The organism is Mesorhizobium huakuii (genome assembly GCF_030160235.1).
Classification (GTDB): domain Bacteria; phylum Pseudomonadota; class Alphaproteobacteria; order Rhizobiales; family Rhizobiaceae; genus Mesorhizobium; species Mesorhizobium huakuii.
The window spans coordinates 50413-65891 of sequence record NZ_BSNY01000027.1 but is presented as its reverse complement, the minus strand read 5'-3'; the positions used below and the strand labels follow the sequence as shown (position 1 = coordinate 65891).

At 64.2% G+C, this 15479-nt stretch carries 14 protein-coding genes; 8 read left to right on the top strand and 6 right to left on the bottom strand.

Annotation, left to right across the window (positions count from 1 at the left end; all coding sequences use genetic code 11):
• Window positions 1-30: 30 nt before the first annotated feature.
• Window positions 31-1053: an aldose epimerase family protein gene (locus QQK95_RS14390; protein WP_284273462.1), complete on the top strand. Its 1023-nt coding sequence runs from the start codon at window positions 31-33 to the stop codon at window positions 1051-1053.
• A gap of 12 nt (window positions 1054-1065) precedes the next feature.
• Here the strand turns inward: QQK95_RS14390 and QQK95_RS14385 are convergent, their stop codons facing one another.
• Window positions 1066-1986, bottom strand: a complete 921-nt coding sequence (locus QQK95_RS14385; protein WP_284273460.1) for a sugar kinase — start codon at window positions 1984-1986, stop codon at window positions 1066-1068.
• A 151-nt stretch (window positions 1987-2137) separates the two neighbouring features.
• On the opposite strand from QQK95_RS14385, the gene QQK95_RS14380 reads away from it, so the two are divergent.
• Together QQK95_RS14380 and QQK95_RS14375 are read left to right on the top strand one after the other, a co-directional pair.
• Window positions 2138-2587: a FixH family protein gene (locus tag QQK95_RS14380; RefSeq protein ID WP_095200265.1), complete on the top strand. Its 450-nt coding sequence runs from the start codon at window positions 2138-2140 to the stop codon at window positions 2585-2587.
• 7 nt (window positions 2588-2594) lie between these two features.
• Window positions 2595-3794 carry a cytochrome-c peroxidase gene (locus QQK95_RS14375; protein ID WP_284273454.1) on the top strand — a complete coding sequence of 400 codons (1200 nt, stop codon included), beginning with the start codon at window positions 2595-2597 and terminating at the stop codon, window positions 3792-3794.
• A 57-nt stretch (window positions 3795-3851) separates the two neighbouring features.
• Here the strand turns inward: QQK95_RS14375 and QQK95_RS14370 are convergent, their stop codons facing one another.
• Complete coding sequence (locus QQK95_RS14370; RefSeq protein WP_064988817.1) at window positions 3852-4304, bottom strand: Lrp/AsnC family transcriptional regulator; 453 nt, start codon at window positions 4302-4304, stop codon at window positions 3852-3854.
• A gap of 163 nt (window positions 4305-4467) precedes the next feature.
• Between QQK95_RS14370 and putA the strand changes: the two genes are divergently transcribed.
• On the top strand, window positions 4468-8076 hold the full coding sequence (gene putA, locus QQK95_RS14365; protein ID WP_284273447.1) for a bifunctional proline dehydrogenase/L-glutamate gamma-semialdehyde dehydrogenase PutA: 3609 nt from the start codon (window positions 4468-4470) through the stop codon (window positions 8074-8076).
• A gap of 177 nt (window positions 8077-8253) precedes the next feature.
• Complete coding sequence (locus QQK95_RS14360; RefSeq protein WP_284273445.1) at window positions 8254-8856, top strand: hypothetical protein; 603 nt, start codon at window positions 8254-8256, stop codon at window positions 8854-8856.
• Window positions 8857-8916: 60 nt separating this feature from the next.
• On the opposite strand, the gene QQK95_RS14355 is transcribed toward QQK95_RS14360, so the two are convergent.
• The 4 genes from QQK95_RS14355 to QQK95_RS14340 form a co-directional block, all read right to left on the bottom strand.
• Window positions 8917-9231 carry an antibiotic biosynthesis monooxygenase family protein gene (locus QQK95_RS14355; protein ID WP_056572477.1) on the bottom strand — a complete coding sequence of 105 codons (315 nt, stop codon included), beginning with the start codon at window positions 9229-9231 and terminating at the stop codon, window positions 8917-8919.
• A gap of 54 nt (window positions 9232-9285) precedes the next feature.
• Window positions 9286-10356, bottom strand: coding sequence for a TonB family protein (locus QQK95_RS14350; protein ID WP_322791216.1), 1071 nt, complete (start codon window positions 10354-10356; stop codon window positions 9286-9288).
• Between the two features lie 74 nt (window positions 10357-10430).
• Window positions 10431-10874, bottom strand: a complete 444-nt coding sequence (locus QQK95_RS14345) for a hypothetical protein (RefSeq protein ID WP_284273440.1) — start codon at window positions 10872-10874, stop codon at window positions 10431-10433.
• A 4-nt stretch (window positions 10875-10878) separates the two neighbouring features.
• Window positions 10879-13068, bottom strand: coding sequence for a TonB-dependent hemoglobin/transferrin/lactoferrin family receptor (locus QQK95_RS14340; RefSeq protein WP_284273437.1), 2190 nt, complete (start codon window positions 13066-13068; stop codon window positions 10879-10881).
• Between the two features lie 200 nt (window positions 13069-13268).
• Between QQK95_RS14340 and hemP the strand changes: the two genes are divergently transcribed.
• The 3 genes from hemP to QQK95_RS14325 are packed head-to-tail and all read left to right on the top strand — an operon-like array spanning window position 13269 to window position 15479.
• Window positions 13269-13475: a hemin uptake protein HemP gene (hemP, locus tag QQK95_RS14335; RefSeq protein ID WP_010909946.1), complete on the top strand. Its 207-nt coding sequence runs from the start codon at window positions 13269-13271 to the stop codon at window positions 13473-13475.
• A 22-nt stretch (window positions 13476-13497) separates the two neighbouring features.
• Window positions 13498-14559, top strand: coding sequence for a hemin-degrading factor (locus tag QQK95_RS14330; protein ID WP_284273431.1), 1062 nt, complete (start codon window positions 13498-13500; stop codon window positions 14557-14559).
• Window positions 14560-14570: 11 nt separating this feature from the next.
• Complete coding sequence (locus QQK95_RS14325; protein ID WP_284273429.1) at window positions 14571-15479, top strand: heme/hemin ABC transporter substrate-binding protein; 909 nt, start codon at window positions 14571-14573, stop codon at window positions 15477-15479.

Here is a 15479-nt window from a genome sequence, read left to right as displayed (position 1 = left end):
AATCCTTTGGATTAACTGACGTTTGCGGGCATGACGATGAAGGACGGCGAGGTTTTCGGCACGACGCGGGCAGGCGAGCCGGTGCGCCGCTTCACCATCAGGGGCGGCGGCCTCACCGCCAATATCATCGGGCTCGGCGCCATCATCCAGGATTTGCGCCTGACCGGCCATGATGCGCCGCTGGTGCTCGGCTACAACACTCTGGAAGCCTATGAGGCCGACAACGCCTTCTTCGGCGCGGTGGTCGGCCGCTATGCCAACAGGATCCGCGACGGCCGTTTCACCCTTAACGGCAATCGCTACCAGACCGAGCAAAATTTTCTCGGCAGGCATACGCTGCATGGCGGCTCGCAGGGCTATTCGCATCGGCCGTGGGCGGTTTCGCTGCATGGCCGGGACTTCGTCACGCTGACGCTGCACGATCCCGATGGCGCGATGGGCTTTCCCGGAGCGCTCGACGTAACCTGCACCTACAGGCTGAAGATCCCCGGCACGCTCAGCGTCGAGCTGACGGCGACCTGCGAGGAGCCGACGCCGTGCAATCTCACCCAGCATTCCTATTTCAACCTGGATGATGGCGGCGCCAGCGATATTCTCGACCACAGGATGATGCTGAACGCCGGCGCCTATCTGCCAGTCGACAGCGACATGATCCCGACCGGCGTGGTCAAGCCGGTCGACGGCACGCCCTTCGATTTCCGCCAGGCGCGGCCGCTGCGCATGGAGACCGAGGGTGAGCAACTGCCCTACGACCAGAATTTCTGTCTTGCCTCGGCGCGCGGGCCGCTGCGGCAAGCGGCATGGACGCAAGGGGCAAGCTCCGGCGTCGAGATGGAGGTCTGGACGACGGAGCCCGGTGTCCAGCTCTATACCGGCCAGTATGTGACGCCGCGCAAGGGGCTGGAGGGACGGGACTACAAGGCATTTTCCGCCTTCTGCCTGGAGCCGCAAATCTGGCCGGATGCGCCGAACCGGCCGTATTTCCCGCAGGCGACGCTGTGGCCTGGTGCGATCTATCACCACGTGACGGAATACCGTTTCCGCCTGCCATAGGTCTTCGGCCGGCTAGTTTTCGAACGCAGCCCGTAGCGTCTCGAATGGCGCCAGGGCGCCGCGGACCTGGACCACGGCCGCGGCAACGCGATGTGCCCGGCTTGCCGCTTCGCGCGGGCCATGGCCGGCAAGACGCGCCGCGAGGTAGCCACCATTGAAGGAATCGCCGGCGCCGGTGGTGTCGACGGGGGCCGCGACATGGATCGCCGGCACGTCGTGCAATGTTCCGCTCTCGGCGATCAGCGCCGGCTGTTCGCCGTTCTTGACGACGACCTCGCCAACCCATTGTCCAAGCCGCTCGGCGGTCACCTGCGGTGTCCCGTCACCAAACAGCATCTGTTCGTCGGGGAAGGTCGGCAGTGCGATGTCGGTGACGCCGAGTGCTTCGACGATGGCTGCCTGCGCGCTTTCGCGGTTGCGCCAAAGCCGTGGGCGATAGTTGGGGTCGAAGGCGATCAGCGAGCCAGCGGCACGCGCCTCGGCCACGGCGGCCAGCAGTGTTTTGCACGCCGCATCGTCCAGAATTGCCAAAGTGATTCCGGAAAAGTACACAAGCGCCTGATTTTCAAGGTTTTTCGACAGTGCGGTGGGATCCGAAGCAAGCTGTCGGGCGGCAGCGTCGCCGCGCCAGTAGGTGAAGGAGCGTTCGGCGCCGGTCAGCGTGATTGCGTAGAGGCCGGGCCGAGCGCCCGGTATTACCGGGCTGGAGCCGATGCCGATGCCGTTTTCGGCGAAGAAGCCGATCTGGCCTTGCGAAAAGGGGTCGTCGCCGAAGGCCGAGACATAGGTTGCCGGCCGGTCTCCGCTCAGCGCATGCAGCGCCCACAGAGTGTTGAACGTGTCGCCGGCAAAACCCATGCGCCAGTTCGGGCCCGTCTGGCCCGAAAGTTCGAGCATGCATTCGCCGATCGAGGCGACGCCGTTTCCCGCCATCTGCAATCCTCCAGTGCTTTCGGTGCTGTAGCTTTTTGCGGGCGGCAGCGCCATGCTTGGCAAGCAGGCTTTTTTGCGCCACAGCGTTTTCCCACAGGCTGGCGGGACGCGATCTGCCCGGCCGAGCGTTATCCGCGGAAGAGGAACCGGTTTGGCATCGATATGGCGTTATCTTTTGGCGGGTCTGGGTCTGGCTGCTCTGCTGGTCGGCGTTCTCGCGGTCGTCTATCTGACCGCGCCGCAATCGGCGCAGCTTGCCGGCCCGGATGTCTCGCGGACGAAGAAAACCGACAATGGGCTGTACATGGCGAGCTTCGTACCGGAGCGGGGCGTGGTGCGGCAGGGCGAACTGGAATCCTGGCTGCTGACGCTGAAAACAAAGACAGGGGCTTCGGTGGAGCGAGCCGCGATCGCCATCTCCGGCGGCATGCCGCAACACAATCACGGCCTGCCGACCAGCCCGCAGGTGACCGACTATCTCGGCGAGGGCCGTTACCGCATCGAGGGGCTGAAATTCACCATGAGCGGCTGGTGGCAACTTCGTTTCGCCATCTCGTCCGGCGCCGGCTCGGATACGGTGCTGTTCAACGTGGTGCTGTGAGCGACCGATGAAGCGCCTTTTCTGCTTTCTGGCGCTAATAGCCGCCATCATCCTCGTCGGCTGCGGCAAGCCAGATTTTTCCGACGCCGAGAAGAAGACCGTCGCCTCGCTGGCGCTGAACACGCTGCCGTCGTTGAAGCCCGACACCACCAACCGCTTCGCCGACGTGCCGGCTGCTGCTGCCCTTGGCTCGACCCTGTTCTTCGATCTGGGCATGAGCCGCGATGGTACGGTCTCCTGCTCGACCTGCCACAAGATCGACCGCCAGTTCCAGGATGACCTGCCGCAAGCTGTCGGCGTCGGCCGCACCAATCGGCGTACCATGCCGCTAGCCGGTGTGGCACGCGACCCCTGGTTCTTCTGGGACGGCCGCCGTGACAGCCTGTGGGCGCAAGCCCTGACGCCGCTGGAAAACCCGCTGGAACAGGCAGGAAACCGTGCTGCCTATGCGCACTACATCAAGGCACGCTTCGGCGAGCGCTATGAGCACATTTTCGGGCCGCTGCCCGATTTTGCCGGCATTCCGTTGAATGCCAGCCCGCTTGGAAACGATGCCGAGAGGGCTGCCTGGAACGCGATGAGCGATGCGCAGCGCGACGCCATCAACCGCGTCTTTGCCAATATCGGCAAGGCGATCGCGGCCTTCGAACGCTCGATCGAGCCGGCGCAGACGCGCTTCGACCGTTTCGCGCTGGACCTTGCCACCGGTGCCGAACCCAAGGGCGATGCCGTCTTTACGCCGGAAGAAATCCTCGGGTTGAAGCTGTTCATCGGCAAGGCTAGTTGCGTGACCTGCCACAATGGTCCGCGCTTCACCGACAACGGTTTTCACAACACCGGCGTGCCGCCCGTCGCGAACCTGCCGCCGGATCGCGGGCGCATAGAAGCGGTGGCACAAGTCGAAGCCGACCCGTTCAACTGCTTCGGCGCCTATCGCGACGGCGACGTCAGCGCCTGCGGCGAGCTGCGCTTCATGGTCAAGGATGCGCCGGAACTCGTTCGCGCTTACAAGACACCGTCGCTGCGCGGTGCCGCGACGCGTCCGCCCTATATGCATGCCGGGCAGTTTTCGTCGCTCGACGAGGTGGTGGCGCACTACGCCAAGGCGGCACCCAGTGTGGAGGGGACAACCGAGATCCATCCGCTGCAACTGTCGGACCGTGAGCGCGCTGCGCTGGTGGCGTTTTTGAAGACGCTGTCGGAGTAGGCTCTTGTTTGACCATGATCTTGTCCGAAAACCGGCATCCACTTTTCGGGATCATGGTCAGCGATCTTTCACCGTCTCCATAGCCACGAAGGTCGAGGTCTGGGCGACATGGGGGAGCGCCGAGATGCGTTCGCCCAATACGCGGCGGTAGGCAGCGATGTCCCGGGTGCGGACCTTCAGCAAATAGTCGAAGCTCGACGCCATCATGTGGCACTGTTCAATCTCCGGCACGGCCTGCACCGACCGGTTGAAAGCGTCGAGCGCGGCGGATCGGGTGTCGGACAGTTTCACCTGGACGAAGGCGACATGGCCTTCGCCCATGCGCTCGCGGTCGATGATCGCCTGGTAGCCCCTGATATAGCCGTCCTTCTCCAGCCGCTTGACGCGCGCCTGTACCGGCGTCTTGGACAGGCCGACCTTTGCCGCGAGTTCCGACATGGAAAGCCGGCCATTGCTTGCCAGCGCCGACAGGATGTTCCGGTCGATGCGGTCCAATTGGTCTTCTGTCATCAAAATCACAGTCCAAAATCTGAAAAATTGGCAGAATGATAGATCGATTGGACTGTCTTGTCGATTTCTTTGGACCGACTGAAGTCCGCGCCTGTGCTAGCTTGCGCCATTCGGTCCGGTGACCGCCGGCCCGCTCCCTGATGCTCGCTCCACGGGACCCGCCATGCCGCTCGACACCATCCGCCAGCAGATCCGTGCCAACTATTTGCCCGACGAGGACGAGGCCGTGAAGCGGCTGGCCGAGGCGACAGGGCTTTCGGCTGCGGATCGCGATGCGATCTCGGCGCGAGCCACCGATCTGGTGCGGGCAGTGCGCGGCTCGTCCGATCCCCGGCTGATGGAAGTTTTTCTCTCCGCCTACGGCCTTTCCACCAAGGAGGGCGTGGCGCTGATGTGCCTGGCCGAGGCGCTGCTGCGCGTGCCCGACACCGAGACGATGGACGATCTGATCGCCGACAAGATCGCGCCGCATGACTGGTCCGCGCACTCGGGGGGCTCAAGCTCGATCTTCGTCAATGCCTCGACCTGGGCGCTGATGCTGACCGGCCGCGTGCTGGACGAGGGCGAGGGCGGTATAGAAGGCACGCTGCGCTCGATGGTGCGCAGGCTGGGTGAGCCGGTCATCCGCAAGGCGGTGGCCGCCGCCATGCGCGAGATGGGCGAACAGTTCGTGCTCGGCCGCACCATCGCGGAAGCCGTCAAGCGCGGCCGGCCGATGACACAGAAGGGCTATCTCTATTCCTTCGACATGCTGGGCGAGGCGGCCCGCACCGAGGCCGACGCGCTGCGTTATCACAAGGCCTATGCCGACGCGATTTCGTCGCTCGATGCCGGCTCCAACGGCCCCGACATCAGGCAGAACCACGGCATCTCGGTGAAGCTTTCGGCGCTGCATCCGCGCTACGAGGTGGCGCAGAAGGAGGAGATGCTGCCCGTCATGGCCGAGCGGCTGCTGTCGCTGGCGCTTGCGGCCAGGCATTCGCGCATGGGCCTCAACATCGATGCCGAGGAGGCGGACCGCTTGGATCTGTCGCTCGACGTCATCGAGCGGGTACTGGCCGAGCCGGAACTCGCCGGCTGGAACGGCTTTGGCGTGGTGGTGCAAGCGTATGGACCACGCGCGGCCTTCGTCATCGACTGGCTCTACGCGCTGGCCAAGAAATACGGCCGCACCATCATGGTGCGGCTGGTCAAGGGCGCCTATTGGGACACCGAGATCAAGCGGGCGCAGACGCTCGGACTGGCCGGCTATCCCGTCTTCACCCGCAAGGCCAACACCGACGTCTCCTACATGGCTTGCGCGAAGAAACTGCTTGGCATGACCGACCGCATCTATCCGCAATTCGCCACCCACAACGCCCACACCGTCGCCGCCATCCTGTCGATGGCTGACAATCGCGACACCTTCGAGTTTCAGCGCCTGCATGGCATGGGCGAGGCGCTGCACGAAACGGTGCGAAGGTCCGAAGGCACGCGCTGCCGCATCTATGCGCCGGTCGGCGCGCATTCGGACCTGCTGGCCTATCTGGTCCGCCGGCTGCTGGAGAACGGCGCCAACTCCTCCTTCGTGCACCAGCTGACCGACGAGGATGTCGAGCCGGAAGACATCGCGCGCGATCCGCTCGAAACAGTCGAAAGCCAGGGTCCCGCCGCCAATCCGGCGATCGCCAGGCCGTCGCAGATTTTTGGCGCCGGCCGCCGCAACTCCAGGGGATTCGACATCACCGACACGGTGACGCTAGCGGCCATCGACAAGGCCAGGGCGGCGTTCGCCGGGCCGGACCGCTGGCATGCCAAGCCGATCACGCGGGCTGCCGGTTATGGCAAGCCACGCCCCGTCGTCAATCCGGCCAAGCCCGACGAAGTGGTCGGCACGGTTCACGAGGCCGCCGCCAAGCAGGTCGCGATCGCCGTGCGCATCGCGGTGGAGGCGCAGCCGGCCTGGGCAAAGCGCCCCGTTGCCGAACGCGCCGCCATCCTCAACCGCGCCGCCGACCTCTATGAGGCCAATGCGGTCGAGTTCTTCGCGCTCGCCACCCGCGAGGCCGGCAAATCGCTGGCTGATGGCGTGGCGGAAGTGCGCGAGGCGGTCGACTTCCTGCGCTACTACGCCGCCGAGGCGGTCAACGCCGAAACGGGTACTCAGGCGCGCGGCGCCATCGTTTGCATTTCGCCGTGGAATTTTCCGCTGGCGATCTTCACCGGCCAGATCGCGGCAGCGCTCGTTACCGGCAACTCGGTGATCGCCAAGCCGGCCGAACAGACGCCGCTGATCGCCTTCCGCGCGGTCGAATTGCTGCGCGAGGCCGGCGTGCCGGAAGACATCATTCAGCTGCTGCCCGGCGACGGCCCATCGGTCGGCGCGCCGCTGACCGCTGACCCCCGCATCGCCGGCGTCTGCTTCACCGGCTCGACCGAGGTCGCCAAGCTCATCGAGAAACAGCTGGCCGAAACCGCTGCGCCCGACGCCATGCTGATCGCCGAGACCGGCGGCCTGAACGCCATGATCGTCGATTCCACCGCGCTGCCCGAGCAGGCGGTGCGCGATATCCTGGCCTCTGCCTTCCAGAGTGCCGGCCAGCGCTGCTCGGCGCTGCGGGTGCTCTATGTCCAGAAGGACGTCGAGAAGAAGATGCTGGAGATGCTGAAGGGCGCAATGGAGGCGCTCAACATCGGGGATCCCTGGCGGATTTCGACCGATGTCGGTCCGGTCATCGATGATGAGGCGCAGGCTTCGATCCGCGACTATTGCACCAAGAAAGGCCTCGAGGGCCGGCTGATCGCCAAGCTCGAGGCGCCGAAGGACGGCCGCTTCGTCGCCCCGCATGTCTTCAGGGTCAAGGGCATCGAGGAGATGGACCGCGAGGTGTTCGGGCCGGTGCTGCATGTCGCCAGCTTCGACGCCGAAGAGATCGACGCGGTGATCGCTGCCATCAACCGCAAGGGCTATGGCCTGACCTTCGGCCTGCACACCCGTATCGAAGGCCGCGTCCAGCATTTTGTCGACGGCATCCACGCCGGCAACATCTATGTCAACCGCAACCAGATCGGCGCCGTCGTCGGTTCGCAGCCCTTTGGCGGCGAGGGGCTGTCCGGCACCGGGCCGAAGGCCGGCGGCCCGCATTATCTGCGCCGCTTCCGCAAGGGGCCGGAAGCCGGCACGGAGGTTGGCGAGGGCCACAAGGTGACGGCGACCGAAATGGCCGACAATCTGCCCGATCCCACGCTCGGCGGCTGGTCGACGCGGCCGGACCGGATCGCCATCCTGAGGAAGCATCTGCGCGGCAAGGGCGCGGCCGCCATCGGCGCCGCCGCTGGCATCGATTTCGGCCAGGTCGATCTGCCTGGGCCAACCGGCGAGGCCAACACGCTGTCGCTGTCGCCGCGCGGCCGCGTGCTTTGCCTGGGGCCGGATGCCGACACGCTGCTTGCCCAGACCATCCAGGCGCTCGCCGCCGGCAACGCGGTGCTGGCCGTAGCGCCTGGGGCGCCGGCGGCACTCTCGGCGCTGACCGGCAAGGGCTTGCCGCTCGCCGCTATCGATGGCCGGCCTGATCCGGTCGAGGCGCGCGCGCTGCGCGTCGATGTCGTCGCTTTTTCGGGCACGCCGGAGGCGGCGCGCATCGTGCGCAAGGTCATCGCCGACAGGACTGGCCCGATCGTGCCGCTGGTCAGCGAGGTGCTCAACCCGGCCGCCTATGCGCATGAGCGCGCGGTCTGCGTCGACACGACGGCCGCGGGCGGCAATGCCAGCCTGCTGGCTGCGGCCTAGGAACTGGCGGGTATTCGCAAAGAGAGAAGCCGGCAAACGTGAAGTGTTGCCGACTTGCTGAATTCGGACACAAGACCCGAAATTCGTTTCCACTGTAGCCTGCGGAACTGCCGATCGTCTCGGTGCCGCCGTCGGATGGTCCGACACCAACGGGGGTTTCTGGCCGCGGCGCACAGCATGTGGCGCGGCGACAAACATGCGGTGAACGTCGTGTTTTACCGCGCTTATGACGACGGCGCCGGAACGAGGTTCATCGTCGACCAGGCCGCGGTGCTGACGGATTGGATTCCGATCAGTCCCAATCCACCGAGCGCGGAGAAAAGCGCTCTCGACTACGCCGCGCTGCGCACGACGGCAAATTCAGATGCCGGCAAGTTCGTGCTCAGCCAGGATGGCAGTTTCACCGCCGTCAGCATGATGGGGAAGTACATGTACAAGCAGGATTCGACCAAGCTGGCGCAGGTTGGCGGCACCTATCTGGCCGCGCCAACTGAATTTGGAACGGGGGCCAGTGGCGGGGCATGGTTCGCGCCTGACAACAGCATCGTCAGCGTGGTGTCCGCGCAGATCATGCAAGGCAAGACGTTGGCGATGACTGGCACCGCGCTTTCCCGGGAAAACCGCGTACACTTTTCCTTGAATTGCTCTATGGGCTGGGTTAGCCGCAGTTCCGTCCTGGGCGGACCTTGCTTTGTCTTCACAGCTCTTCGGGGGCGTCCATCTCCGGTCCGACGACACCGAAGCCGAGTTCGTCGCGATAGAAATCACCGGTCGCCATAATGTCGGGCGAAGGCAGGATCGGGATGCTGCGCGCGGGATCGTCCGCAGGCGCCGTCATCGTCAGGCGCCCTCGACGACGGAAAAGCCCTCGAATTGCGGGTGGCCGAGATAGTGGACCTTCGTCGTGCCGACGTTCCTGTGCGCGGCGCGAAAATTCTCCGACCTGGTCCAGGCGACGAAATCGTCCTGGCTCGCCCATACCGTGTGCGACGCGAACAGCGTGTAGCCTTCGGCCTCGTTGACCGGGCCGCGCAGCAGATGGAATTCCCGAAAACCCTTCATCTCGGCAAGACTGGAATCGCGGTTCTTCCACACGGCCTCGAAGTCGGCCTCCGAGCCGTTCTGCACCTTGAAGCGGTTCATGGCGATGTACATGGCGTTCCTTTCGGCTATTCGCGAGCGTTGATGTTGGGATGGTTACTCGAGCGGTCAAGGCTCGAAGGGGCCGATTGGCGCTTTGAACCGCCAACTCATCAGTTTGGTCTCGGCAGGGATGGGAGGGAACGGCGCCTGTTTTCGCACCAAGTCCAGAGCGAATTGATCGAGTTCGGGCGAGCCTGAGCTTTTGGCGAGCTGCAGGTCGACAATGTTCCCATTGGCCAGCACGACAAATGCCACCAACGCATTGTTGCGGGCTGTCGTTTGTGCGGATTTCGATACGCGGCGATTGGCGCGAGCCAACTTGCTGGCCACTTCACCGCTATAGCGTGACGCCGCGGCGTTCCCTGTATCGCCTTGCTTTCGGCCCTTGCTCGCAATTGCCGCCTTGATTTCCTTGCCGTCCGCTGTGCCGCGGTCCTCATAGGCTTCGCTCGCCGTCGCGGGGGCGGCCGCCGGAGTTGGCCTGGCGCTGGGGATCGGCGGTTGGTCCGGAACGGCGACAGGCATCTCGGCGCTGTCGGCCTGGACGCTCGGCTGTGCCGCTGTTTCGGTCCTGGCAGCCACGCTCTGGTCGTCAGGGCGCGGGGTCGCCGCCACCAGTATATCCGGCGTTGCCGCTGGCTGTTTGACAGCTTCCGGCAAAGGCTTGGGCAGCGGCTTGGCTGCTTCCCGGGCGGGTTCGGGAGCCTGCTTCACGGCTTCCCGCTCAGGCTGCGCGGGTTTTGCCGGCGGCACTGGTCTGGCTGCCGGCTCCGGTTTGGTCGGCTGCGGTCTCGGCTCCAGCGTGACATTGATCACCGCCGAATCCTTGTCCAGAGCGCTGCCGGCCACCTTGTCGCCTGCGTGATCGCTGCCTTCCGGTTGTTCCGCATTCCGGAAATCGGATGTCCCGGCGGGCGAGATCAGAAAGAATGCCGCCGCGGCGGCGTGAAGCAGGCCGGAAACGACTATGGCAACGGGCCATCGTACCGCCGGCCGCGCGACTGCAAGCGGATCGGCCGGCGCTATCGCCAGCTCGCTGCCAGCGTCGGGGAGGGGAGTGATTTCCTGCATGTCGCGGGCCGGAAACTGCAGCGGCCGGCGGGCAAAAGTCAAATCAAGATCGTTTGCCCCTGGCATCAGTGATCCGCGGCCGGCCAGCGGCCATGCCATGGTGTCTCGAGTGAATGCGGGATGCAGTCCCAACGCCGGTCTCAGACGCCGAAAGCGATGCCGGTCTTGGTGTCCGTCTTGAGCTTGCGCATGCAGGCGGCCGGTTCGACACCAGAACCCGCGCATTCGGTCGCGCTGTTGATCAGCACGCGGCTGACCTTGGTGCAGTCGGTGCCGGCGAGATCAAAGCGGGCCACCTTGGTCTTGCCTGCCGCAAGGTCCTTGAAATCGAGCACGGTCAGCCGGTCGACGACGCCGGCCTCGTTGAACAGGGCGATCTCGAACGCCGCCTTGGAGAGGTCGGCGCCGAGATTGTTGTTGACCAGGAAGGTCAGCCGGCAGCCTTTGTCGGAAGGGAGCGCGGAATTGAGCTCCAGGGTCAGCGCGGGGACCGGCGCGGACCCTTCAGCCCGCGCCGGAACCATCGCAAGCGACATCGCCAGCGTCGAGGTCAGCAGACGAAGGGATGTCGTCGAGCCCGTCATGCCATCAGCCTCCAAATCGCATGGTTGCCGCCAGTTTCAGCGTGATGCCCGGCTCGTAGACCGCGACTGTCGTGCCGCCGTTCAATGGGTTGGCGTATTTGACGTCGAACAGATTGTCGGCGCGGAAATCGACCTTCAGATCGTCGGTCGCCTGATAGCTGGCGAAGGCATTGACCAGCGTATAGTCCTCGGCCACCGCGTTGCCCTTTGGCTTGCCGTTGTATTGCACTTCGCCGCCGACGGTCAGTCTGTCCTCGAGGAAGCGCAGTCCGAGTTGAGCGGTGACCTGCGAGGAAGGGATGGTGGCGAGATCGGCTTCCACACCCTTGTAGGAAATGGTGTGGCCATTGGTGATCGAGGCCGAAAGCCCGGCATAGCCCCATCCGGCGTCGTAGACACCTTCCAGTTCCAAGCCGTCGATCTTGGCCTGGGCGAAATTCTGATACTGGAAACAGATCGGAATGCCGGGCCCGAACGGGCAGCCGCTGCCTGGAGCGAACGGCGACAGGGTCACGCCGTCGATATAATCGTCGACATTGTTGTGGAAGTAGGCCGCCTTGACGCGAAGCGCGTCGCCGGATTCGAAGATGTCGTTCTGCTTGTAGTTGACGCCGAATTCCGTCGTCTTGCCGGTCTCTGGCCGCAGATTGGGATTGGGCAGGAACGGGAAGGTGACGCCCGCCGGATGGTTGCCGCTGATCAGCGTTTCCGTCAGCGACGGCGACCGATAACCCTCGGCGTAGGTGCCGTAGAATTGCAGGCCCGCAAGGCCGGCGCTCTCGAACGGCGAGACGCCGACGGTGATGCGCGGCGACAGCCGGTCGCCCGAGGTCTCGCGTGTGCTGTCCTTCAGGCTGTAATTGTCGTAGCGCAGCCCGGCGATGACCTCGAGCCAGTCCCAGGTGAGCTTGTCCTGGACATAGGCGCCGGAGACGTTGCGCTTGCCCGAAGGCGTGTAGAAACTGTCGCCGCCGGCCGTACCGCCCGTCTTCACATCGTCGCCGACCCAGTCGCCGCCATAGGTCAGTTCGTGGGCGACGCCACCGGTCTCGAATCGTGAGGTGTTCCAGATGTCGATTGCGGCGGTGCCGACGTCGAAAGTCGACGTTGAGCCTGCCGGCAGCACCACCGGAAGACCAGTGATCGGATCAAACCGTTTTTGCGGAACAAGGCTGGTCAGGTCGAGATTGGTCTTGTTGTAGGAGGTGTTGATGTGGAGATCGAGCCAGCTCTTGTCTTCGTCCGTGATGTTGTAACGGGCCGTGAAAGTGTTCGACTTCAGGTCGACATCGTTGACCGGCACGCCGCCGCTGGTTTCGTTCCAGCCATCGCTCGAGACGACCCAGCCCAGTTTCAACTCGCTGTTCTCGGACGGACGGATGGCGGTCTTGATGAGGCCGCTGAGCACGTCGAAGCCGGTGCCTTTGACGGTGTCGCCGCCGCCATCCTTGTAGTTGTCGTAGTTGCGGTAGACGATGTTGCCGAGCGCGTCCCAGTTCTCGTTGAAACGATAGGCGCCGGTGGCGCTGGTGGTCCAGCCCTTGCCGTTGCTCTCATAGCGTCCGGTTACCGAAGCGCCCCATGTCTCCTCCGGCTTGAGGAAGTCCGCGGCATCCTTGGTGTCGAAGAAGACGACGCCGCCGATGGCGCCCGAACCATAGGTGTTGGCGACCGGACCACGGATCACATCGACGGATTTGACGAGTTCGGGGTCGATGTAGAAGGTCGACTGGGTACCATGGTCTGAACGCTGGAAATCCTGGCGTGCGCCGTCCACGATGACCGCGACACGGCCGAAATCCTGCAGACCGCGTATGTTGATGCTGGTGCTGACGCGCCTTGCGTCGGCCTGTGTCGCGACACCGGGCACACCCAGCAGCATCTCGTTCGGCGTCGTCGCCATGCGGCGGGCGAGTTGCTCCTGGTCGACATGGCTGGCCGAGGCCAGTGATTCGATCGCGGTTTCGCCGGTGCGGCTGATGACGAGAATCTTGTCGAGCAGCGTCGCGCCCGCGGGGGCGGCTTTTTCCTGGTCAGCCTTCTTCGCCTGATCCGTCTGCTCGCCCGCCGGCTGCGTTGCCTGTTGGGCATGCGCCGATGGCGCGGACAAGGCGATCGCCGCCACGCCCGCCAACAAGGCCGCCACACCGTTCGCCGCCGACCGGCCGCGCAATTCCCCGTTCAAAAATTCCATGCCCCAACTCCAGATTCCAGGTTTCATGCTGGCTGGCCCGGGGCTTGCTGGCATTTTTCATCGTGTCCGGCGTCTTAAATATTGACTCGTTTACTCCGGTATTGCACTGACTAGTAAACATGATTATTCGAGTCAAGAAATGAATCGGCAATTTCGCAACGCCTAGCCAGATGCCCGGCCCAGGAAAGGGATCGACCCAGATGAACACGCACAATCCCAATGATTTTCGTTATCGCGTCCGCCGTTCCGATGATGCCTCCACCCGCTTCGATCGGATCCCGCTGGCCGTGCGAACGCTCTCCAGCAACACGCTGTTCCAGGGCGAGCACGAGATCGGCATCGAGCATCATGGCGCGCTCTACCGGCTGAAGATCACCCGGCAGGGCAAGCTCATTCTCAACAAGTAAGGCAAGGCAGTAGGGACGAGACATGGACCAGCGCGTAAAACCCGCCCCGCATGAAATCCGGCGGGCACGGACAGAAAATCCGAAGACGCGCGAGCGTGACCTCGCCGCCCAGCTCGGCATTTCGGAAGCCGAGTTGGTCGCCGCGCATTGCGGCGACGGCGTCGTTCGCATCGAGCCGCGCGTCAACGACCTCCTGACCGGTCTCGAGGCGGTCGGCGAGGTGATGGCACTGACCCGCAACGAAAGCGCCGTGCACGAAAAGATCGGCGTCTATGACAAGGTCGTCACCGGCAACCACAACGCCATGGTGCTTGGCGAGAATATCGACCTGCGCATCTTCCCGAAGGTCTGGGCGCACGGCTTTGCGGTGGAGAAGCGCGACGGCGACGAGATCCGCCGCAGCCTGCAGTTCTTCGATGCGGCGGGCGAGGCGGTGCACAAGGTGCATCTGCGTCCGGCCTCCAGCCTCTATGCCTACCAGAAGCTGGTCGCCTCGCTGGAATCGTCCAACCAGGAACCGACGGTCGCTATTTCAGGGCCAATCTCCGACGATCAGGGCGAGGCCGGGGCAACCATCGCCAACCCTGACGATCTGCGCGACCGCTGGAGCCGGCTGACCGATGTGCACCAGTTCTTCGGCATGCTGAAGACGCTCAAGCTCAGCCGCCGTCAGGCGGTCCGCATGGTCGGAACGGACTATGCCTGGCCGCTCGACAATGACGCGGTCCGCGCCATGTTCCATCATGCCGCCGAAGGCGAGATGCCGATCATGTGTTTCGTCGGCAACCGCGGCTGCATCCAGATCCATTCCGGCCCGATCAAGTCGATCAAGCCGATGGGGCCGTGGATCAATGTGCTCGACGAGACCTTCCACCTGCATCTGCGTGCCGACCACATCCAAGAAGTCTGGGCGGTGCGCAAGCCGACCAAGGATGGCCACGTCACGTCGCTCGAGGTCTATCGCGCCGACGGCGAGATGATCATCCAGTTCTTCGGCAAGCGCCACGAAGGCGAGAGCGAGCGCGACGACTGGCGGTTCCTGGCCGAGAACCTGCCGCGCATTCCAAGCCCGACGGCAGCGTGAGGAACGGTGTGATGCGGTTTTTCCCGAACCTGCCGGCCGTGCGCCGATCGATGCTTGCGCCGATCGTCGGTCTTTCTCTTGCTCTTGCCGCGCTGCAGCCGGCCGCCGCCGCCGAGGGCGTCTCGGTCTTCTCCGATCCGTCGAAGATCGCCGCCATTGGCGGTTCGATCACCGAAATCGTCTATGCGCTTGGCGAGGAAAAACATCTGGTGGCGCGCGATTCCACCAGCAATTATCCGAATGCGGCGCTTGCCTTGCCTGATGTCGGCTATATGCGCGCGCTGTCGCCGGAAGGCGTTCTGTCGGTCAATCCGACCGGCATCCTGGCACTGCACGGCAGCGGCCCCAAGGAAGCCGTCGATGTGCTGAAGAAGACCAGCATTCCCTTCATCGAAGTGCCAGAGCATTATAGCCACGAGGGCATCCTCGAGAAGGTCCGCATCGTCGGCAAGGCGCTTGGCATCGATGCCAAGGCCGAGGTGCTGGCCAAGGAACTCGATGCCAAGCTGACATCAGCCGAAAAGCTGACGGCCTCGATCAAGGAGCGCAAGCGCATCCTGTTCGTGCTGTCGATACAGGGCGGCAAGATCCTGGCGGCCGGCGCCGAGACCGCGGCCGACGGCATGGTCAAGCTGGCCGGCGGGGTCAACGCCGTCGAAGGTTTCTCCGGCTACAAGCAGATGTCCGACGAGGCAATCATCACCGCCAGGCCTGACGTGATCCTGATGATGAGCAATGCCGGGCCGCCGGTGTCGGATGACGAATTGTTCGGCAACCCGTCGATCGCCTCGACGCCGGCCGGAACCGCGCGCAAGCTGATCCGCATCGACGGCGGCTATCTGCTCGGCTTCGGACCGCGCACCGCCGACGCCATTCACGACCTCGCCGTCTCGCTCTATGGCGCTGAAGTCACGGACTGA